The 19,603-nt window shown below is 64.5% G+C and carries 17 protein-coding genes and 3 tRNA genes; 4 read left to right on the top strand and 16 right to left on the bottom strand.

Annotation, left to right across the window (positions count from 1 at the left end):
• Positions 1-9: 9 nt before the first annotated feature.
• The 13 genes from rpmG to V6584_RS01555 form a co-directional block, all read right to left on the bottom strand.
• Positions 10-177, bottom strand: coding sequence for a 50S ribosomal protein L33 (gene rpmG, locus V6584_RS01615; protein WP_340468698.1), 168 nt, complete (start codon positions 175-177; stop codon positions 10-12).
• Between the two features lie 45 nt (positions 178-222).
• Positions 223-296 (bottom strand) — tRNA-Met (locus V6584_RS01610).
• A 4-nt stretch (positions 297-300) separates the two neighbouring features.
• A tRNA-Thr gene (locus V6584_RS01605) sits at positions 301-372 on the bottom strand.
• Between the two features lies 1 nt (position 373).
• A tRNA-Tyr gene (locus V6584_RS01600) sits at positions 374-455 on the bottom strand.
• Between the two features lie 149 nt (positions 456-604).
• Complete coding sequence (gene nrdF / locus V6584_RS01595; protein ID WP_340468697.1) at positions 605-1,600, bottom strand: class 1b ribonucleoside-diphosphate reductase subunit beta; 996 nt, start codon at positions 1,598-1,600, stop codon at positions 605-607.
• A gap of 255 nt (positions 1,601-1,855) precedes the next feature.
• Entirely contained in the window at positions 1,856-4,051 is a 2,196-nt protein-coding gene (gene nrdE, locus V6584_RS01590; protein WP_340468696.1) for a class 1b ribonucleoside-diphosphate reductase subunit alpha, read from the bottom strand.
• A 93-nt stretch (positions 4,052-4,144) separates the two neighbouring features.
• A complete protein-coding gene (nrdI, locus tag V6584_RS01585; RefSeq protein WP_340468695.1) occupies positions 4,145-4,687 on the bottom strand; it encodes a class Ib ribonucleoside-diphosphate reductase assembly flavoprotein NrdI in 543 nt (180 codons plus the stop codon).
• Positions 4,688-4,843: 156 nt separating this feature from the next.
• A complete protein-coding gene (gene nrdF, locus V6584_RS01580; protein ID WP_404802616.1) occupies positions 4,844-5,839 on the bottom strand; it encodes a class 1b ribonucleoside-diphosphate reductase subunit beta in 996 nt (331 codons plus the stop codon).
• Between the two features lie 64 nt (positions 5,840-5,903).
• Positions 5,904-6,479 carry a class Ib ribonucleoside-diphosphate reductase assembly flavoprotein NrdI gene (gene nrdI, locus V6584_RS01575; RefSeq protein WP_404802581.1) on the bottom strand — a complete coding sequence of 192 codons (576 nt, stop codon included), beginning with the start codon at positions 6,477-6,479 and terminating at the stop codon, positions 5,904-5,906.
• 171 nt (positions 6,480-6,650) lie between these two features.
• Complete coding sequence (locus V6584_RS01570) at positions 6,651-7,721, bottom strand: histidinol-phosphate transaminase (protein ID WP_340468694.1); 1,071 nt, start codon at positions 7,719-7,721, stop codon at positions 6,651-6,653.
• A gap of 170 nt (positions 7,722-7,891) precedes the next feature.
• Entirely contained in the window at positions 7,892-8,185 is a 294-nt protein-coding gene (groES, locus tag V6584_RS01565) for a co-chaperone GroES (RefSeq protein WP_340468693.1), read from the bottom strand.
• 231 nt (positions 8,186-8,416) lie between these two features.
• Positions 8,417-9,727, bottom strand: a complete 1,311-nt coding sequence (locus V6584_RS01560; protein ID WP_340468692.1) for a hypothetical protein — start codon at positions 9,725-9,727, stop codon at positions 8,417-8,419.
• A 183-nt stretch (positions 9,728-9,910) separates the two neighbouring features.
• On the bottom strand, positions 9,911-10,573 hold the full coding sequence (locus V6584_RS01555; RefSeq protein WP_340468691.1) for a GNAT family N-acetyltransferase: 663 nt from the start codon (positions 10,571-10,573) through the stop codon (positions 9,911-9,913).
• A gap of 212 nt (positions 10,574-10,785) precedes the next feature.
• Between V6584_RS01555 and V6584_RS01550 the strand changes: the two genes are divergently transcribed.
• The 4 genes from V6584_RS01550 (at position 10,786) to mscL (ending at position 13,557) form a co-directional block, all read left to right on the top strand.
• Complete coding sequence (locus tag V6584_RS01550; RefSeq protein WP_340468690.1) at positions 10,786-11,439, top strand: 5-formyltetrahydrofolate cyclo-ligase; 654 nt, start codon at positions 10,786-10,788, stop codon at positions 11,437-11,439.
• A gap of 114 nt (positions 11,440-11,553) precedes the next feature.
• The gene (locus tag V6584_RS01545) at positions 11,554-11,772 is read left to right on the top strand and encodes an FmdB family zinc ribbon protein (RefSeq protein WP_340468689.1); all 219 of its coding nucleotides are present in this window, start codon (positions 11,554-11,556) and stop codon (positions 11,770-11,772) included.
• A gap of 335 nt (positions 11,773-12,107) precedes the next feature.
• Positions 12,108-12,869 carry an SAF domain-containing protein gene (locus tag V6584_RS01540; RefSeq protein ID WP_340486131.1) on the top strand — a complete coding sequence of 254 codons (762 nt, stop codon included), beginning with the start codon at positions 12,108-12,110 and terminating at the stop codon, positions 12,867-12,869.
• A 145-nt stretch (positions 12,870-13,014) separates the two neighbouring features.
• Positions 13,015-13,557: a large conductance mechanosensitive channel protein MscL gene (gene mscL / locus V6584_RS01535; RefSeq protein ID WP_340468687.1), complete on the top strand. Its 543-nt coding sequence runs from the start codon at positions 13,015-13,017 to the stop codon at positions 13,555-13,557.
• 158 nt (positions 13,558-13,715) lie between these two features.
• On the opposite strand, the gene V6584_RS01530 is transcribed toward mscL, so the two are convergent.
• Genes V6584_RS01530 through V6584_RS01520 form a run of 3 tightly spaced genes read right to left on the bottom strand, consistent with a single transcriptional unit; the run spans position 13,716 to position 19,543 of the window.
• Positions 13,716-13,955, bottom strand: coding sequence for a hypothetical protein (locus V6584_RS01530; protein ID WP_340468686.1), 240 nt, complete (start codon positions 13,953-13,955; stop codon positions 13,716-13,718).
• Positions 13,952-17,689 carry a helicase gene (locus V6584_RS01525; protein WP_340486130.1) on the bottom strand — a complete coding sequence of 1,246 codons (3,738 nt, stop codon included), beginning with the start codon at positions 17,687-17,689 and terminating at the stop codon, positions 13,952-13,954. The genes V6584_RS01530 and V6584_RS01525 overlap by 4 nt, the downstream gene beginning before the upstream one ends.
• Before the next feature lie 9 nt (positions 17,690-17,698).
• Positions 17,699-19,543 carry a variant leucine-rich repeat-containing protein gene (locus V6584_RS01520; protein ID WP_340468684.1) on the bottom strand — a complete coding sequence of 615 codons (1,845 nt, stop codon included), beginning with the start codon at positions 19,541-19,543 and terminating at the stop codon, positions 17,699-17,701.
• Positions 19,544-19,603 lie beyond the last annotated feature (60 nt).

Here is a 19,603-nt window from a genome sequence, read left to right as displayed (position 1 = left end):
ACTACCTGATCACCTGGTCTCGCGGTGCAGGGTGTGCCGGCCGCAACGGGGGCAGAACTTCTTGAGCTCAAGACGGTCAGGAGTGTTGCGACGATTCTTCGTCGTGATGTAGTTGCGCTCCTTGCACTCGGTGCACGCCAGCGTAATGCCAGGACGGATATCTGCGGCTTTTGCCATGGTTCACCTCTGTAGTCATTGCTCGCCGGCTTATGCCGGCGATCGTAGCGAGGAAGAGACTCGAACTCTTGACCTTACGATTATGAGTCGTACGCTCTAGCCAGCTGAGCTACCCCGCCATAGAGCCTCGGGTGAGAATCGGACTCACGACCTCTTCCTTACCAAGGAAGTGCTCTGCCACTGAGCTACCGAGGCGTGGCGGATAGAGGATTCGAACCTCTGAAGCATTACGCGGCTGATTTACAGTCAGCTCCCTTTGACCGCTTGGGAAATCCGCCATGCCGCATACGAGCCGGAGCTCCATACGGCAACTTGCCTATAATGACATGTTTTCTTCTTTTCCGCAAGTCGGCAAGTCACCGTGTCGCAGCGGGCGGAAGGCCCGGTTCCGACCCGGCCCCTCCGCCTTGCCGACGTCCGGGACCGGTCAGAAATCCCAGTCGTCGTCGTCCGTCTCCACGGCCTTCCCCATGACGTAGGAGGAGCCCGAACCGGAGAAGAAGTCATGGTTCTCGTCGGCGTTGGGGCTCAGGGAGGCGATGATGGCCGGGTTCACGTCGGTGGTGTCCGAGGGGAAGAGTGCGGGATAGCCCAGGTTCATCAGGGCCTTGTTCCCGTTGTACCGCAGGAACTTCTCCACGTCCTCGACCAGACCCACGCCCGAGTAGAGGCTTTCGGTGTACTCCACCTCATTGTCGTAGAGGTCGCCCAGGAGCTCATAGGTGTAGTCGCTCATCAACTGCCGCTCCGAGTCGGAGACCTTGGCCAGCCCCTTCTGGTACTTGTAGCCGATGTAGTAGCCGTGGACGGCCTCGTCACGGATGATCAGTCGGATCAGGTCGGCCGTGTTGGTCAGCTTGGCATGGCTGGAGAAGTACATGGGCAGGTAGAAGCCCGAGTAGAAGAGGAAGGACTCCAGGAGGGTCGAGGCCACCTTCCGCTTCAGGGGGTTGTCGCCCTCGTAGTAGTCCAGGACGATCCGGGCCTTGCGCTGGAGGAACTCGTTCTGCTCGCTCCACTCGAAGGCGGCGTCGATCTGGGGGGTCGAGGCCAGGGTGGAGAAGATCGAGGAGTAGGACTTGGCATGGACCGACTCCATGAAGGCGATGTTGGTGTATACCGCCTCCTCGTGGGGGGTCAGGGCATCCGGGATCAGGCTGACCGCCCCCACGGTCCCCTGGATGGTGTCCAGGAGGGTCAGGCCGGTGAAGACCCGCATGGTCAGCGTGTGCTCCTCCTCGCTCATGGCCTGCCATGAAGGCAGGTCATTGCTGACGGGGACCTTCTCCGGCAGCCAGAAGTTGCCGGTCAGACGATCCCAGACCTCCAGGTCCTTATCGTCCTCCAGGCGGTTCCAGTTGATGGCGGAGACCCGGTCGATCAGCTTGAGCGGCTGACGGGGAATGGAAATGGGTGGGACCATGATGATGCTCCTTATAGGTGCGGGACGGGGACCTGCCCCGTCCGGGATGGCTCTTGCAGGGGTGGGGGGTTGGGGTGGAAGGGGAACCGGTCGATGCCATGCCCCGGACGGGGCTGGGCCGGTTCGTGAGGACGGGGCCAGCCGGCTTGAGGCCGAGAAACCCTTGGGTTGGCGGCCGGCCCCCGTCCGCGGGGCACTGGGACCGGCCGCCCTCGTGGTCCGCCGCCGTGGTACGGCAGTCAGGACAGGGAGGGATCAGAGCATGCAGCTGACGCAGCCCTCGACCTCCGTCCCCTCCAGGGCCTGCTGACGGATGCGGATGTAGTAGAGGGTCTTGATCCCCTTCCGCCAGGCATATATCTGGGCCTTGTTCAGGTCGCGGGTCGTGGCCGTGTCGGGGAAGAAGAGGGTCAAGGAGAGACCTTGGTCCACATGCTGGGTGGCCTCGGCGTAGGTGTCCACGATCTTCTGCCAGCCGATCTCGTAGGCATCCTCGAAGTAGTCCAGGTTGTCGTTGGTCATGTAAGGGGCCGGATAGTAGACCCTTCCGATCTTGCCCTCCTTGCGGATTTCGATCTTGGAGGCGATCGGGTGGATGGAACTGGTGGAGTGGTTGATGTATGAGATGGACCCCGTGGGGGGAACGGCCTGGAGGTTCTGGTTGTAGATGCCGTCCTTGAGGATGGCCGCCTGGAGTTCCTTCCAGTCGTCGACGGTGGGGATGTGCACCCGGTACCGGTCGAAGAGCTCCCTGACCCTTTGGGTCCTTGGCTCCAGGGAGCGGCGACCGTCGGTGTACTTGTCGAAGTAGTTGCCTCGGCCGGCCGGTTTGGCATAGTCGGAACGGCCGAAGGAGGCGAAGGCCCGCCCCCGTTCGACGGCCAGGGCATGTGAGGCCTTGTAGGCGTGGTAGGCCACCGTCATGAAGTACATATCGGTGAAGTCCAGCCCCTCCTCCGACCCGTAGTGGATGTGCTCGCGGGCCAGGAAGCCGTGGAGGTTCATCTGCCCCAGGCCTATGGCATGGCCCTCGTCGTTCCCCCGCTTGATGGAGGGGACGGCCTCGATGTCGGTCTGGTCGGAGACCGCGGTCAGGGCCCTCACCGAGGTCTCGACCGTGTCGGCCAGGCCTCCGTCCATCGCCTTGGCGATGTTGAGGGAGCCGAGGTTGCAGGATATGTCGCGGCCTACGTGGTCGTAATCCAGGTCTTCCTTGTAGGTGCTGGGCTCCTGCACCTGAAGGATTTCGGAGCAGAGGTTCGACATGGTGATCCTGCCGTCGATGGGGTTGGCCTTGTTGACGGTGTCCTCGAAGAGGATGTAGGGGTAGCCGGATTCGAACTGGATCTCCGCCAGGGTCATGAAGAAGTCACGGGCGTCGATGTACTTCTTGTGTATCCGCTTGTCCTTGACCATCTCGTCGTAGTGCTCGGTGATGGAGATGTCCGCGAAGGGCTTGCCGTAGACCCGTTCCACATCATATGGGGAGAAGAGGGCCATCGGTGCCTTCTGCTTGGCCAGGTCGAAGGTGATGTCGGGGATGACGACACCCAGGGCCAGGGACTTGATGCGGATCTTCTCGTCGGCGTTCTCCCGCTTGGTGTCGAGGAAGCGCATGATGTCGGGGTGGTGGGCGGACAGGTAGACCGCGCCGGCACCCTGGCGGGCACCCAGCTGGTTGGCGTAGGAGAAGGAGTCCTCCAGGAGCTTCATGACGGGGACCACACCGCTGGACTGGTTCTCGATGTGCTTGATGGGGGCTCCCATCTCACGCAGGTTGCTCAGGAGGAGGGCCACGCCGCCGCCGCGCTTGGAGAGCTGGAGGGCGGCGTTGATCCCACGGGATATGGACTCCATGTTGTCCTCGATGCGGACCAGGAAGCAGGAGACCGGCTCCCCCCGTTGGGCCTTGCCCAGGTTGAGGAAGGTGGGGGTGGCGGGCTGGAAACGGCCGGAGATGATCTCGTCCGTGTACTTGACGGCCGCGTCCTCGTCGCCTGCGGCCAGCTCCAGGGCCACGGCCACGCAACGCTGGGGGAAGTCCTCCAGGTACCCCTTGCCGTCGAAGGTCTTCAGGGCGTAGGAGGTGTAGAACTTGAAGGCGCCCAGGAAGGTGTCGAACTCGAACCCGCTCCTGGCTGCGTGATCGTATATCCTGTCCAGGAAGTCCGGGCTGTACTGGTCGAAGACCTTCCTGTCGTAGTAATCGTGGTCCAGCAGGTAGGCGATCCGTTCCCCGGTGGTGGGGAAGGTCATCGTGTTGGCCTTGACGTGCTGCTCCATGTACTGGCGCTCGGCCTCCTTGTCCTTGTCGAACTGGATCCGGCCCTCCGCGTCGTAGAGGTTGAGCATGGCGTTGAGGGCATGGTAGTCATGTGCCGGGTCGTAGGCCTGGCCCCCCTCCGATTCGGTCCTGTCGAGGCTGAGCGATGTGTCGTCGTAAGCGCCCATCTGGTGTCCTTTCATGATTCCTGGATGATGTTTCGGTGATTTTGCCCTTGCATGCACGGCGCCGTGCGGATCCGTCCGGGAAGGGCTCCGGGTTCACCGACCGGAGCCGGACCCGGGTTCGGGGTGGTTGCGGAAGAAGTCCAGGACCCCCTGCCTGACCTTCTCTTCATCCTCCTTGGTCCCCATGAGTTCGAAGTAGTAGAGGAAGGGGACCCCGCACTTGCGCGAGATGATGTCTCCCGCCATGCAGAAGGCCTCGCCGAAGTTGGTGTTCCCCGACGCGATGACCCCCCTGATCCCGGCCCGGTTGGCCGGGTCGTTGAGGAACTTCTTGATCTGCGGCATGACGGCCTTCTTGGCCGACCCGCCACCGTACGTGGGGACGATGAGGATGTACGGCTGCCGCACGTTGAGCGGGGGGTCCTTGGGCCGCAGGGGTATGCGGAAGACGTCGATCCCCTCCTCCTGAAGGCGGCAGTTGGCCATGAACCTGGCCGTGTTGCGGGAGGCGGAGGAGAAGTAGACCACCGCCCCGACCCGCTCGCCCTGGGCTGCGAACTCGGGCCGGCTGGCCCCCTCCCCCTGGCCCTCGGCCAGGCCCTCTTGGACCGGTCGGTCCTCCTGGTTCTGAACCATCTCTTCCTCCTTGCAAGGCCGCCATCCGGCGACCTGCCGGTAAAGCCTGAACCACTATATATGGCATTCAAGGAAAAAACAGTGACCATATGTAGTGTTTTATGTGCTCAATCTCACAGGGAATCCCGGACCCGGGGGCCGGCGGCCCACCCGGCCTCAGAAGTCCCAGTCGTCGTCGTCCGTGGTCTCGGAATGCCCCATCACATAGGAGGATCCCGATCCGGAGAAGAAGTCGTGGTTTTCGTTGGCGGCCGGGGAAAGGGCCGCGAGGATCTCCGAGCTGACATCCGTCTCCCCTGCGGAGAAACGGGCCGGATATCCCAGGTTCATCAGGGCCTTGTTGGCATTGTAACGGACGAAGGCGAAGACATCGTCCACGAAGGGGAAGCCCTCATATATCTGGCCGGAGTAGACCATCTCCAGCTGATAGAGCCGGTCGAGGAGGTCGCCGGTGAACTTCTCCAACATGGCCCTGTCGCTTTCCGTCCTGTCCTCCAGCCCCTTCTGGTACTTATAGCCGGAGTAATAGCCATGGATGGCCTTGTCGCGCAGGATCAGGCGGATCATGTCGGCCGTGTTCATGAGCTTGGCCCTGCTGGAGAAGTAGAGGGGGAGGTAGAAGCCCGCATAAAGCATGAGAGAGGAAAGCATGGTGGAGGCCACCTTGCGTTTGAGGGGGTCCTCGCTTACATACTCGTGCAGGACGGTGTGGACCCTCTCCTGAAGGACGTCGTTGGCCACGGCCCACCGATAGGCCTTGTCGATCTCCTCACTGGAGCACAGGGTCGAGAAGACCGATGAGTAGGAGCGGGCATGGACCGACTGCATGAAGGCTATGTTCGTGTAGATGGCCTGCTCCTGCTCGGTGCGGGCATGGTCGATCTGGACCAGTTCGCCGATCGTGGCCTGGGTGGTGTCCAGCATGGTAAGGCCGGTGAAGACCCGGACGGTGGTCTGGCGCTCATGGTCGCTCAATGTGTTCCAAGAGGGGATGTCATTGGAAAGGGGGACCTTCTCGGGCAGCCAGAAGTTGGACACAAGTCGGTTCCAGACCTCAAGGTCCTTCTCGTCGACGATCCTGTTCCAGTTGACCGGCCTGATCCTTCCACCGGGGTCGACGCGGTACTGGGGAGGGGTGATGGAGGCCTCCATCATCGCGTCGTCGGCATACACCGGACCCCGGCTGCTCCCGTCCTGCTCAATGTCACTCATATGCTCAATCTCCTTGTTCTGGCGCCTGCGTGAAACCGCCGGCCCCTGCTGCATCGCCTTGATAACCGGACCGGCAACCCTCTCGGGTCAGAATCGCACGCACGGCGGCCCTGTCCTCCCGGGTTCCCAGGAGCTCGAACCTGTACAGCTCGGGGACCCCGCATTTCTCCGCGATGATCGGGCCCGCCTTGCAGAAGGCCTGGCCGAAATTCCTGTTGCCCGAGCTGATGACCCCCCTGATCCAGCTGCGGTTGTCCGGTATGTTCAGGAAGTGAATCACCTGTTTGGGCACCGCCCCCTTGGGGGACCCGCCCCCGTAGGTGGGCACGATCAGGACGTAGGGGCCGTCCATGACCGGCATGGGCTCCCTGCGCTCATACAGGGGGAGACGGATGGCATCGAACCCCAGGGAGTCCACGAAACGTTTGGTGTTCTGCGAGACGCTGGAAAAATAGACCACCCTGCAGGCGGCCGCCCCATTCGGGGTCCCGCAGCCTTCCCCGACCGGCAGGCATCTGGCCGAGGTCCGCCCCTGCCCGGGACCCGGGGTCGTCGACGCTGACTCTTGGTTGGCGGACATCCCTACCTCAATTCCCGAACTACTAAATATTGTGATTCATAATTGACAGACCACAATATATAGTAATCGGGAACGGGGCACAAGGGTTTTGGAAAGGGCACGCCGACAGTGTGAGAATGCAGACAGAGAAAAGGGGGAACCCCGCTTCACCGCACCCTGGAGGGAATGGGGCTACCGGGCCAGTTCCCGGCAGATTTCGATCACCCGGTCGTTGGCCTCACCCTCGCCGATGGTGACCCTGATCCCCTCACCGGGGAAGGCCCTGACCGACAGGCCGGAGGCGGCGAAGCGGTCGGCCGCCGCCCGGGTCCCCTCCCCGAGGGGGAGCCAGAAGAAGTTGGCTCTGGATTCGGGCAATCGCCACCCCTGCCCCCTGAGGGCATCGAGGACCCTGGCCCTCTCCCCCAGAATGGCCTTCACCCTGCCGTCCAGCTCCTCCTGGGCATCCAGGCTGGCCAAGGCGGCGACCTGGGCCACATCCGTCACCCCGAAGGGGAGGGCCACCTTGCCCAGGCCCTCGACCACTTCGGGCGCCGCGACGGCGTAACCGATGCGCAGGCCAGCCAGACCGTAAGCCTTGGAGAAGGTCCGGGCCACGACCACATTGGGGTGGTCGGGGAAGAAGTCCATGCCCTCGGCCCTGTCAGGACTGTCGTTGAACTGCACATAGGCCTCGTCGAAAAGGATGAGGACATCGGCAGGCAGGGCCCGGACCAGGCGGTCCGCCTCCCCCCGGGAGACCGGGGTGGCCGTCGGGTTGTTGGGATTGTTGACGATGACCAGGCGGGTACGGTCATTGACGGCTGCGGTCATGGCATCGATGTCATGCCGGCCCTCGCCGGTCAGGGGCACCTGCACGCTGGCAGCGCCGGCACAGGCGACGATGATCGGATAGGCCTCGAAACTCCTCCAGGGATAGACCACCTCGTCCCCCGGACCTGCAACCAGGTCGACCAGCTGGGTTATCACCTCGGTCGACCCGCAGCCCAACTGTATGTTGTCCGGCTCCACCCCGTGAAGGGCGGCCAGACGCTCCACCACCCGCGTCCCCCTCATGTCCGGGTAACGGTTCATCCGGGTCAGGGCCTGATCGGCCACACGGGAACGGACGCTTTCAAGAGGTGGATAAGGATTCTCATTGCTGGATATCTTGTAGGAGGGAACCCGGGCGCCGGCCGGGGCGGGCTTGCCCTGCTTGTAGGAGGGGAGGGAGTCGATGCCCTCGCGGTGTCTGTATGCCATGGCACCCATAGTAAGCCAGGGATGGGGGCGGCGGGGCTGATATTCCGCCGGATGGGCCCCGACATACGAAAATCCCTGTCGGTCTTCCCGAGGAAGACCGACAGGGACCCGGTCAGGCAGCCCGGACCAGGCCCGGGCAGACCGTCCGCCTGGTCGCAGGCGGCGACCCCTTACTTAAGGATGGCCAGCACGTCGCGTGCGGAGACGATCAGGTAATCCTCGCCCTCGTAGTTGATCTCGGTGCCGCCGTACTTGGAGTACAGAACCTTGTCGCCCACGGTGATATCCATGGGGATGCGCTCGCCCTTGTCATCGCGACGGCCCGGCCCCACGGCCAGGACCTCGCCCTGCTGCGGCTTCTCCTTGGCGGTGTCCGGAATGACAAGGCCCGATGCGGTCTTGGTCTCCGCCGGAGCCTGCTTGATGACGATCTTATCTTCCAACGGTGTGAGTGAAATCGACACTGTGGACCTCCCTACATCTGTGAGAACAGCCAATGAACCCACGCCGGAACGTCGATGAGAGGCTGACGAACACTCACCACGCATTCCTTCGCGCTATCACATATGGTAGCGCGGAATTAGCACTCTGCCAACTTGAGTGCTAACGCCTTGAGTGAACTGCCTCATTGCCCGAGGGCTCTACAGGTATCTGATTGCGAGGCCGGCGGGGACTGGCGACAGGTCCGGTTGGGGTCAGTGACGGCCCGTCGCACCACGACGGGCCAGGATGGCCTCGACCCCTATCGACAGGGAGTCGTCGCTGCCTTCGGGGGCCTCGACCTCGGCCTCGACCTCCCTGCGGTGGAAGTCCGCCGGTCGGTCCTTCCCGTCCGGGCTCCCGGCCCGCTCGGAGTCCCCCTGCCCGTCTGTGTCCGCAGGGCCCTCTTCCCCTCGCCCGTCATCGACGGGCCTGGCCTGGGCCACCTGACGGGTGGACTTGATCTCACGGCTCTGCGGCCCCTCCGCCTGGGAGGACGACCTGTCGGAGGCCGGGCCCAAGGAGAAGGAGATGAGGTCCTGGGAGGCCGCCATCTCGAAGGCGTCCAGGGCGGGAGACGGGCTGATCCGGGCAAGTTCGTAGGTCTCATCATCGACGGGGTCGGCCCCGGAAGCCTCCTCCTTCCCGATTGGGGAAGTCTGCGCCGGTTGTGATTGCGACGAAGTCGACTGTGAGGCAGACAGGTCGGCAGCCAGGCCTGCCGGGTCGGCCGCCGCCCGCGTGCGCTCGGCCGCTCCCTGCGACCTTCCGTCCCTGTCGGAACCCGCTTCATCCTTCCGGACGGCCTTGGCCTGGCGGGCCTGGCGGGCTTTGAGGGCGGCCATCTGCTCGGTCTTGGACCGGGTGAGGGCCTTGCGGATCTCCCCCTCGTCCATCACCCCCGTGGCCGACTCATCCGATGTCTGCTCCCTGTGGACGTCACGAGGCGAAGGGGCGGCTGCCGGGCCGGGCCGACCCTGCCCGGCCTTGCCGGACACGGGGTGGGCCTGGTGGACGTGGCTTGGCCCGCCCGGTTCCCTGGCCGACCTCCGACGGGCCAGACGATCCTCCCAGGCCCTCGCCTGGGCCGAGGCGTGCACCCCGAATCCCAGGACCACCACGGCCAGGGCCAGGGGGATGAGGCAATAAAGGAGACTGTAACGGAAGACGAAGGAGAGCCCGGCTACAAGGGCAGTCACCAATAGGAGGGAGAGGACCAAGAGACTACGCCGACGGGCGGCCTGCCGACGGAGCTGCCGGATCCGCCTGACCCGCTCCGCTTCGCGTCGTGAGGCACTGTCCTGCTGCTTGTGCTGCATGACCAACCCTTTCACCAGTGGTGACCCGGCATCGCCGAACCTTCGCCCATCTTCCCTTCCCACCAGGTGGAGGGAGGTGGACAGGCGGTCCTGTCGGTGCTCGGAGGCACGTCTCATGCCCTTCAGCGTCTTCACCGGCATCCAGGCCACGATCAGAATCGCCGCGATCACCACCACGAGGATGCTGCCCAGCGACTCATAATCCATACTGCCTACGATAGATGAGGCCATGCCCGAAAGGGAAGGCCACACGGGTGTGTCTCAGATGATTGACAGACCATGGACCGTCCAATCTCTTATATCCGTTTGACCTCCCCCTGCCGCAACCTGGGCTCATGCCGGGAAGCGGCCGTCCACGCCTGGGGGCAGCCGTCCACGCCGGGGGTCCCGTCACAGGCGGGGGTAAACCGCAGCCGGATCGAACTCCTCGGCCAGAAGTGAGAAGGTCAGGTGGTCCCTCCAGTCCCCGTTGACATACATATAGCGCCGGCGGAGGCCTTCGGCCTTCATCCCCACTTTTTCGGCCACTCTCAGGGAGCGTTGGTTGTCCGGGATGATGGCGACCTCGATCCGGTGGAGCCTGGGTCCGTTCGGATCCTTCAGGGCCCACTCCGACAGGAGGGTGAGGGCCAGGGGGGCGAAGTCGTGGCCTATGTGATCCCTGTCGACCCAGTATCCGACCGTGGCCGTCCTCATGGACCCGTAACAGATGGCACCCAGGGAGATCTGCCCCACGATGGCGGACTGGAACTCCATCAGGAAGACGGCTGAAGCCCCATCCTGACGGTCACGTTCCTGGCTTGCCATCCATTGGGAGTAAGTCATGCCCGGCCCCTGCATGGGGTCACCGGAATCCCAGGGGGAGAGCCACTGCCTGTTCCGCCAGCGGACCTCGTTCCACTCCTCCTGGTCATCCTCCCGGATGGGCCTGATGGCGAAATCACCGTGCCCTGCCGGCGGTGAAAGCCGGGCCGGAAGCCTGAGGGCATGCGGGTGGCTGCGTGAGGGAAGCTGGCCCAGGCAGGCCTCTCTCAGGGTGTGCAATACGGACATACCCTCATGTTCTCACCAAAAGACCGTCTTCGTTCTCCATTGGCTCACTGATTGTTGGGAAGAGGCAGGGACGGGCCGGAAAGAGCATGCGAACAGGCCGGCCCTCAGGCATGGAGGGCGATTCTGGTAGAACTGCCCTAGGGTAACAGGGGTCTGGAATCCAAGAGGGACAGGTGTGTGTCATGGGCCTTGCAGGCGGGGAAGAAGAGTCCTTGAGCGACAAGACGGGCAGGAAGGGTGAGCTACGCTCGGCCGCCTTGAAGAGGCGGTCGATGATGGATCCCGCCCGGTGCGCCCGGGCCGGACGGGACCTTGCCGACCGCCTTCGGTGTCTGATGGCCCCTGAAGACCGGGGCAGCGCCCGGGGCGGTGAGGGGCCGACCGTGGCCCTCTTCTGTTCCCTTCCTGGTGAGATATCCATGCAGGCCTGTCTGACCTCCGTCTTCTCCCGGGGAGGGAGGGTCATGGTCCCGAAAATGGGATCGGGCGGGCAGGTCGGTTGGGGATTGATGAAATCCCCGGAGGACCTCAACGACATGCACAGCCCTGGCGGATGGAGGCCGAAGGAGCCGGCCGGCCCTACCCTTGGGGCGCAGAGCCTGGAATCCGCAGGGCTGATCCTGGTCCCGGCCCTGGCCATCGACCCCTGCGGGTACCGACTGGGCAGGGGCGGCGGCTGGTATGACCGGGCCCTCCTGCACCGCGGGCCGAACAGCCTTGCCGTCGGAATCTGCTGGGAGGAGGAGGCGGTCAGCTGCAACCTGCCCAGGGAGGCCCACGACCTGCCCGTCGACGCGATTGCCACCCCCTCCTCCTTCACGCTCACAGCCGCAGGAAGGGCGCGAAGGACCGACGTGGGGTCATAATAGGGTCGGCAGGGGGTACGTCCGGCAAGGCGCGGTCCTCAGTGCCGCTAGGATATGAGAATGTTGACCTAACCCAAGTCGACCAGTCGGACACGCGGAGGGAAGAGGAGAACGGTGCCAACCTACCACTATCGTTGCAAGAACTGCGGATACGATTTCACACAGGAGCAGTCGTTTGACGACGCCCCCATCACGGTGTGCCCACGGTGCGGGCAGGAAGAGGTCCGCAAGGTATATTCGGCCGTACCCATCGAATTCAAGGGGCATGGTTTTTACCGCACCGATGGTGCCGGTTCGTCTTCATCCTCGTCTTCATCCGGCTCGGGCAAGTGAACGGACCACAGCCCCTGGACCGCCCGGTCACCGGATTCCACAGCTGAGTTCCCGACCATAAGGTCCTGCTCATAAGGTCCTGCACATAAGTCCCGCCCATCAAACCCGGGGCGGATATCCGAAGCCCCTTCACCGATTCGTCGTCCTTCGTCGATCGGGACCGACAGACGACTCAAGTCATGCGCCCGGAGGACTGGTGTCCCCGGGCACATCCATAGCCGCACCTTCCCCCTCCGCTGCCGGCCCATTCTGCACAGCCAGCGAGCCGTTCCCATGTTTGACCACATCACCCGGTCGCGGGGACCGAAGAACCGGTTTGAGGCCACCATGATGGCATGACAGGTTTCCATATGATGAAGGGCCGCGCCCCGCGGCCACATGGCGCGGGGAAGAAGGGTCTGTCCCGCCGCCGTAACGCCCATTCCCTGCGGAGGATCCTGGCAGGGGTCTTCCTGGCCCTGGCGATCTTCCTCCTCCTCCAACCCCTTGGACAGATGGGGGGCAGGCTGGACGTGGTCGTTGCGTCACGGGGCATTCGCCGCGGACAATACATCACGGCCGACATGGTCCATGTCCGTTCCCTGCCCTCCTCCGTTGAATTCAAGGGTCTGGCTTCCGACAAGTCCCAGGTGGCGGGACGCATCGCCCGCGTACCCATCAGTCAGGGTGACCCCCTGGTCCTGTCCATGCTCACCCGGATGCCGGCCCTGCCCGAGGGGACCACGCAGGTGGGCCTCATCCTGGCCAGCGACCCGCAGGCCCTGGAACCGGGAGACAGGGTGGAGCTGGTGGCCCCGGTGGATTGCGGCACTGCCAGCCAAGCCCGTCAGAACAGCAGCCGTGATCCACCCGAACAGCCGGGTGGGCGGTGCACCATCGCCGAACGAGCGCTGACCCTCACCCTGCCCGAAAACGGGACCAGGCAGCAAACGGACATCGGCCGGAAGTCATCCGGCAGGGAGGGTGCGCCCGATCAGGACCAGGTCACCGGTTTCGCCCTCTCCCCTGACGAGGCCCTTCGGGCCCTATCCGTAGGCTCCTCCCAACCTGTGATTGCAGTCAAGGTCGAGGCGGCTACGGGGCCGGCGCCCGACTGACTCCCACCCTCACCTCCCCCTCCCCCGACACCCCCTGGCCGGAAAGCGCCGGCAGGGCGGGAACGTGCCCGATAATGGAGGAAAAGGCCACAGCCTTTACAAGGGTCACGCCTTCGACGGGGATCGCAAAGAAAAGAGGGCCGACATGGCTTCAGTCAATTCAGTCAAGGACAAGGCAGCCAGCGAGGCGCTGCAGACCGCGCACAGGATTTCACAGGCGAGCGACAGGGGGCCCTTCGGCGGGTTCAAGAAGTTCATCGCCAGGGGGTCCATGGTCGACATGGCAGTCGGCGTGGTCATGGGCGCGGCGGTGAGCGACGTGGTCAACTCACTGGTCAAGAACCTGATCAGCCCCCTGGTGGCCATGCTTTTCGGCAAGCCAGACCTGTCCAACCTGATGACGATCACCTACAGGAACGCAACCATCTCATTCGGCGCCATCCTCACCGCCCTGATCAACTTCATCCTGGTGGCGGCGGCCATATACTTCTGCGTCATCCTGCCCATCAACAAGTTGCGCGACCTGGGCAAGACCATGTCCGGTGCCAAGGACCAACCCCCAGCCGGCCCCTCCACCGAGGAGCAGACCCTGCAGGTGCTCAAGTCCATTGCCGACGACATCCACCAAGCCAGCAGCGCCGAACCCACAGCGGAGCACGCCAGCCTCCCCCAATCCGAAAACCGCTGACCGGGAACGGCAGACGACCGTATGCAGGGGTCCGTCGGCATGGCTGAGGGGGACCGGCCCCTCCTGGCGGCAGTCGCATAAGAAACGGACCCCTTACCGGGAAAGGACCGGCTGGGTATGCGGAAGGGCCGTCGTATGAGGGAGGGGACAGAACGGTCTCACCGGTCGCGCTCAGCCGGGAAAAGGCCCCAATGGGGCGGCAACTCCCCCAGTATGCGGCGGTCGTCTTCACTGAGACGGTCCTCCCGGGTGGTCCTGTCTTCAGGATCTTCCAGGACCCCATCAACATCGAACCGTTCCCTGCCGTGCCGGACAACCCGCCGGTGACGGCGGGGACGAGTAGGACGAGGGGGACGGTCCGACCTGTCCTCGCTCTGGCCCGGTTCCACTGCCGTCATCGCGTCTGCCCGTACATGTCGGCCAGGCGGGCGACTATCCGATCGGTCTCCTTGTCCGGGTTGACGAAGGCGGAGACGCTCCAGACGGTCATGACCGACCAGCCCAGGTTCCGCAGGTCCTCCGCTATGAAGCGGTGGCGCAGGCGGGTGGACTGGGTGTGCATGAAGCGGGAGTCGTCGGTCAGGATGGCCAGGGCATAGGGCTTGCCATGCAGTCCGACGACCATGGGGATCCGGTCGCCTTCGGCGTACCCGTAATCCACTGCCGCATCCAGGCCACGCGCACGCAGGCGGTTGGCGAGGTCGTCGAAGAGGACGTTGGCATGGCTGCCGGGGCCGGGCGTGACCACCTCGGCCCCAACGTGCTCGGCCCACACCAGCATCTCCTTGAGGAGGCGGGGACCGGGCTGGTGGAGGCGGGAGTCCTCCAGGTCGGCCGAGCCGAAGGTCGAGATGATGTCCAGGTTCCGCTCCGGCAGGGCCAGGGCATCAAGGAGCATGCCACGGCCGCCTTCGCCCTCCAGCTCTCCGAACTGTTGGAGGAGCCGGCCATGGGCCGTCTTGGCGAAGCCTAGGGTGAGGATGGCATCAGTGGCCCGGGCCCCGCAGACCTCGTCGATGCCGATGATCCGCACATGGCGCAGGAAGGCTCCGAAGTTGCGGTCCTTGGAGGCGCACGACTTCAGTTCCGCTCCCAAACGGGCCCGGTGGATCGGGGAAAGGGTGATCACCGTCAGCATGTAGGAGGCCGGAACGATCGTGAAAGAGGCCGCCCGCTTGCGGATGACGGTGACAACGGCCTCGATCTCCTGCTGGCTGGATTCCACCAGGCCGGTCGAGAGGACGGGCACACCTGTCCCATCCACCCTGGTGTAGGTGACGCTGCCGGCCGCCTTCTCGTTGATCACCCGGGTGGGCACCGACCCGTATCCGTTCTCGGAGAGGAAACCGGCCAGTCGGTTGGACCTGCGCAGGGGCCTGGCAGGGGCCTTCACCTGGACCAGGAGGTCGGAGAGCCTGATCAGACCATCGGAGGTCATGGTCCTGCGATGGCCGATCACCACAGCCCGGCGGGCCCTGGCCGCAATGGTGAGAATCTGTATGGAGGGCATGTGGGCTCCGGCATCGATGATGGCGGTGTCCGCCAGGAGGCCTGGCTCTGTCCGGGAGGCCAGGGTGGCCGGAGTGGCCATCAGGATCGGAATGGCTGCCGCCATGATTCCGGGATGGGCCTGACGAATCTCGTTCAGGGAGGTCATCGTGTGGCTGGCCAGGGAGGTATGCAGCTGGTTGGCCTCCTGCGTGTGGGCGAAAAGGTGGTCCGACAGTCGCTTCTCCACTTCCTGCCCGACCATGGGGCCGACGGTCTCCACATGTTGGGAATCCACCTGGCAGAAGCGGTCGGAGGCACTGGAGAGGGCCGAACCGTCCTGGTTGGAGATGATTCGCGAGGAGTGCATGATGTCGTCGAAGACGGTGGTCCACCAGGCCAGGCTCAACTCACCTCTCACCCCGTTTTCGACCACATGCCTGTTGCCGAGGTCCTGGATGAACTCCTGGAGGCCGACCCCCTTGAACTCACGCTCGAGACGGCAGCGGGCAGGGAGGCTCTCCAGGGCCGTGCGGTCGTCGAAGAGGGTCTTGAGCCGCTTCTCGACCTCATTGAAATCCATGACCTCGAGGTCGCCCCCGCTGGGGGTCGTTGCCAGGACCGTGTCCAGGGAGGTCATGTCACGCATGAGGGCCTCCTGGGTGTCGATGATGTCATCCAGCTTGTTGGGCAGGACGGGCCAACCGCCATGGGGGACGAAGGCCCTCCACTGCTCGGCCTGCTTGGAGACGACGATCAGGGCATCGTGCAGGTCCGGCACCTGGGCCCCCACCCTGATCAGGCTCTTGGCCTCCTTGACCAGGCGGCGGCGCTCCCAGAACCCCAGGGATGTCCCCTCCGCCTTGCGTACGGCCTTGGGCTTGGTGGCCTCGATCATGGAGGGGATGTCGCGCTCGAAGATGGTGGGTTGGAAGACGTCGAGGACCCGTCTCAGGTTCTTCAAAACGACCACCTGCCGGCCCCAGTCCCTGGCCGTGGCCGGGACGGGGAAGCCGCAGGTCTCGACCGTGGACTTGACCTGCTCCCGGGTGGCCGGCAGGAGGCGTTCAAGGAGGCGGACCACGCGGCTGTATGCATCGCTGGCCTCGCTGTCGCTGAAGAGGCTGGCGCCATACCAGGGGGTGTCGCCCGGGCTGATGCTGAATTCACCCAGACGGGCCGCCTGCTCAAGCTTGTCTCCCCAACCCTCCATCCCCTCCTGGAGGGCGTGGGCCGTCGCCGCACTCAGCCTGACCCTGGTGGCGGGATGGGTCGGGAGGTTGGCTATCTGAGCCAGGTTCTGAATGGTCTGATAGGCGGACACACCCCACTGGCCATCGACCCCGTGCAGGTCACCCAGGTACCTGGTCAGCCGGGAACGGACCCCGACCAGCTCGTCGGCCACCTGGTTGAACCGGTCGCGGGCGTTGCCGGGCTTGGAGGAAACGGCGTGTATCAACCTGTCGTCGATTTCCTGGTCGTACCCTCCCTTGGTCAGGTCGAGCGACATCCCGTCCATCCCGCAGGCCTTGAGCCTGTGACGGAAGCGGCGTTCCTGCTCCACCACACCGGGAACGTAGAGGACCGTCCGGCCGGCCGCCACGCAGCGTGAGACGACGGCCAGGGCATCGCCCACGCTGTCGCACCCCTCCTGCTCGTCTATGAGGACCGAATGACCGGCAGCGGCCAATTGGGCCGCATACCGGACCTCATTGCTGACATCTCCCACTTCGAACTCGCTGTGGGGGTCAGCGTCGAATGGGCTGTATTCGGGCACCTGCCCACCCGCCAGCCGGACGGCGGCCTGGTCGTCACCGGCCATGGCGTCCAGCAAGTCGTTGCCTGTCGACCCCCGTTCCAACCTGTCCAGGATGGTCTGGCTCTCCGCCAATATCTGGGCGGAGGGTTCGACGAAGCACCCGACCACGATCTTGCGTTCGATGGTGAAGTCCCCTATGTGGGGGGTGATGATGTCACTGATGTCCTTGAAGAGGGTGGAGGTCTCGGGGGTCCCTCCGCCGTAATGGGAGGCGTTGAAGAGCTGTTCGGGGTCGAGCATGATCCCCCGCTCACGCATGACCGCGATGAAGGCCGAGTTGAGTTCCACCTTGCCGGTGAAGCGGATGGATGAGCGGAAGGCACCCCCCTCCCCCTCGTCGATCTGGATCGGGTAGAGGAGGACCGGCATGGAATTGCCGTGCCAGCTGGCCACCCCGACCACAAGGGAGAGCTGGGCACAGCCGCTGGTCCGCTGCTTGGCCGCCTGGTCGTCGAGGACCCTCTCCAGCCTGCGGTGGGCGGCCCTGAGCATCCCGTTGTCCCTGAAGAGGGCATCCAGGTGCACCTGCCCGCTGGCGAAAAGCTGGGCGATGCCCGAGGGGTGGGCGTGCGTCAGGTCCATCCGGGCGGCCAGCTGCGACATGTTCTCCAGGGGGGTCACCCCCGCCTGGGTCTGGTATTCCTGCCGCCAGGCCCTTATCCGGTCCAGGGGGGGCACGGAGACCTGGGACTGGGAATGGGTTCCCTGGGCCCCATCGACCGTGGAGGGGGCTTCCTGGACGGTCCTGCCGTCCGCCTGTTCCTGATCCGTGGTCATCACCTTCCCCTGGTCCTGACGGCTTGCATCATCCGCGGTCTCGTTCATTCCATACACTCACTTCCGCATGGCTTCAAGATATTCCTGATACCCCTGGTTCTTGTCAAGCGCTGCATCGATATCCTGGTCCCCCTGGGCCGCCAGCCAGGCATAGAGGTCATCATAGAGGGAGGGGTTCATCGCCAGGAAGGGCAGGAGGGGACGGTGACGGGCCATCTCGAACTGCAGGGAGAAGTCGGAGGTCTTCTTGGCATCGTCAGAACTGAGACCTTCCACTTCGATGGCATCGGAATGGGCCTCGAACTCCCCCCTGGAGACGCGGTCGAAGACGGAGCCGGGTTCAAAGGCCGGCTTATAGGCCGCCTGCCGACCCTGCTCCTGAGAGGCCTGGCGGCCCTGCCTGGCCAGTTCCTCACGGTCCTTGAGCTGCTTGTCCAGTTCGACGGCCCCCAGGGACCTGAAGGCAGGGGCGGAGGAAGCGGCGGCCGGGGCGGCTGACAGGCCTGGGAGGGGGGAGGAAGCGGCCGGTTCATGGGAGGCGGTCGTCGCAGAGGAGGCGACCGGTGCAGACGAGACGCCCGGTGCAGACGAGACGCCCGGCACAGACGAGACGACCGGTGCAGACGAGACGCCCGGCACAGAGGAAACGCCCGGTGCTTGGGAAGCAGTCGGTGCCGGGGAAACGGCTTGCAAGGGGGAAGCAGTCGGTTCCTCCCCACCCAGGGCATCGGCGAAAAGATCCCGGACCTGGACGGGGTTGGCCTGGGCTTGCGGCTGTCCGTCAGGGGTCCCCCCCGGACCGGTCACCCCGCCTGCGGGACCCTGTCCGGACACCGGACCCTGTCCCGGGTATGAGGTCTCCCCCTGCCCCGGGGAAGCCAACGGGTTCACGAAGGTGACAGGACCAGGCTGACCCTGTTCCTGCGGTACGGCCGTCGGCCCTTGTGCCGAAATGGGGGCCGGCGAAGGGGAGGACCCTTGGTAGGCGGGCGAATCCTGGCCCATCGCAGGAATCGGGGAAACCGCCCGTCCCTGTGAGCCATCCCGGCCCTGAAGCCCCTCCCTCCCCTGGACGGGAGCTGTGCCCTGAACTGAAGCCGGACCTTGAGCTGCGGATGGACCTTGTGTTGCGGACGAATCCTGTGTTGCGGCCTGACCCTGGGCGACGGCCGGACCCTGTGGAATCACCGAAGACTGCGCGACCGGCACGTCGGCGAATGGGGAGGTGCCGGCAGAGGAGGGTTGTGAAGCGGCCGGGACTTGTTGAAGGCCGGGGCCGGGAGTCACGGCACCGCCCATGGTCGGGGCCGAGGCGGGGGCATCGGCGGAACCGGCTGTCTGAGGATTGCCGATCTGGTTCCGCACCCCCTCGGCGCGGAAAATGCCGGTGGGTTCCCCGGCCCTCATGTCTAGGATGTCGTCCACCGACATCCCCGAGGCATCTGGCTCCACGGGTGCGGCTGCCCCATCCGCATAGGAGAAGAGATCGGGCACCTGCCGTGCGGGCTGGTCCCCGGACCCTTCCGGAGCCTCGACCTCGATCTTGATGAAGTCCACCGGAACGTCGCCGAATTGGAAGCGGACGGACGAACGGGGCAGGAGGAAGTCGCTCTGGGCGGGAAGGCGAATGAGGCCTTCTCCCTCCTGGACCACGTAGGTGCCGTTTGTGGATCCCACGTCGCGCAGGGTCGCGCTCCCATCCTGGGCGAAGGTGAATATGGCGTGCCGTTTGGACATCGATTTGGTCTTGTCCGGGACATCCAGACGACGCAGGCCGTCGTCGGCCAGAGGCCTGAGGGGGCGGCGCCCTATTTCTATGCGCTCGCCCCGGTCCAGGCGGACCTCCTCCACCCCGTTGACCTTGATCATCCACTGCTGTGTCGGCCGTTGCTCGTCACTCACCGTTCGACCTCCCGAAGTCACAGACATTCCTGCCCTACCCACGCCATTGTGTCATGAATC

This window comes from Bifidobacterium favimelis (assembly GCF_037963085.1).
Lineage (GTDB): Bacteria > Actinomycetota > Actinomycetes > Actinomycetales > Bifidobacteriaceae > Bombiscardovia > Bombiscardovia favimelis.
The sequence above is the reverse complement of the archived record's forward strand: the minus strand, read 5'-3'. Positions and strand labels throughout refer to the sequence as shown.

What these genes read in the sequence shown, in the direction of transcription:
- V6584_RS01555 (WP_340468691.1), bottom strand. Translation starts at nt 10,573, where the DNA reads ATGTCCGTATTGCACACCCTGAGAGAGGCCTGCCTGGGCCAGCTTCCC.
- V6584_RS01540 (WP_340486131.1), top strand. Translation starts at nt 12,108, where the DNA reads ATGACAGGTTTCCATATGATGAAGGGCCGCGCCCCGCGGCCACATGGC.
- nrdF (WP_340468697.1), bottom strand. Translation starts at nt 1,600, where the DNA reads ATGGTCCCACCCATTTCCATTCCCCGTCAGCCGCTCAAGCTGATCGAC.
- nrdI (WP_404802581.1), bottom strand. Translation starts at nt 6,479, where the DNA reads ATGTCCGCCAACCAAGAGTCAGCGTCGACGACCCCGGGTCCCGGGCAG.
- V6584_RS01570 (WP_340468694.1), bottom strand. Translation starts at nt 7,721, where the DNA reads ATGGCATACAGACACCGCGAGGGCATCGACTCCCTCCCCTCCTACAAG.
- V6584_RS01530 (WP_340468686.1), bottom strand. Translation starts at nt 13,955, where the DNA reads ATGACGGCAGTGGAACCGGGCCAGAGCGAGGACAGGTCGGACCGTCCC.
- mscL (WP_340468687.1), top strand. Translation starts at nt 13,015, where the DNA reads ATGGCTTCAGTCAATTCAGTCAAGGACAAGGCAGCCAGCGAGGCGCTG.
- nrdI (WP_340468695.1), bottom strand. Translation starts at nt 4,687, where the DNA reads ATGGTTCAGAACCAGGAGGACCGACCGGTCCAAGAGGGCCTGGCCGAG.
- nrdE (WP_340468696.1), bottom strand. Translation starts at nt 4,051, where the DNA reads ATGGGCGCTTACGACGACACATCGCTCAGCCTCGACAGGACCGAATCG.
- rpmG (WP_340468698.1), bottom strand. Translation starts at nt 177, where the DNA reads ATGGCAAAAGCCGCAGATATCCGTCCTGGCATTACGCTGGCGTGCACC.
- V6584_RS01525 (WP_340486130.1), bottom strand. Translation starts at nt 17,689, where the DNA reads ATGAACGAGACCGCGGATGATGCAAGCCGTCAGGACCAGGGGAAGGTG.
- nrdF (WP_404802616.1), bottom strand. Translation starts at nt 5,839, where the DNA reads ATGGAGGCCTCCATCACCCCTCCCCAGTACCGCGTCGACCCCGGTGGA.
- V6584_RS01560 (WP_340468692.1), bottom strand. Translation starts at nt 9,727, where the DNA reads ATGGATTATGAGTCGCTGGGCAGCATCCTCGTGGTGGTGATCGCGGCG.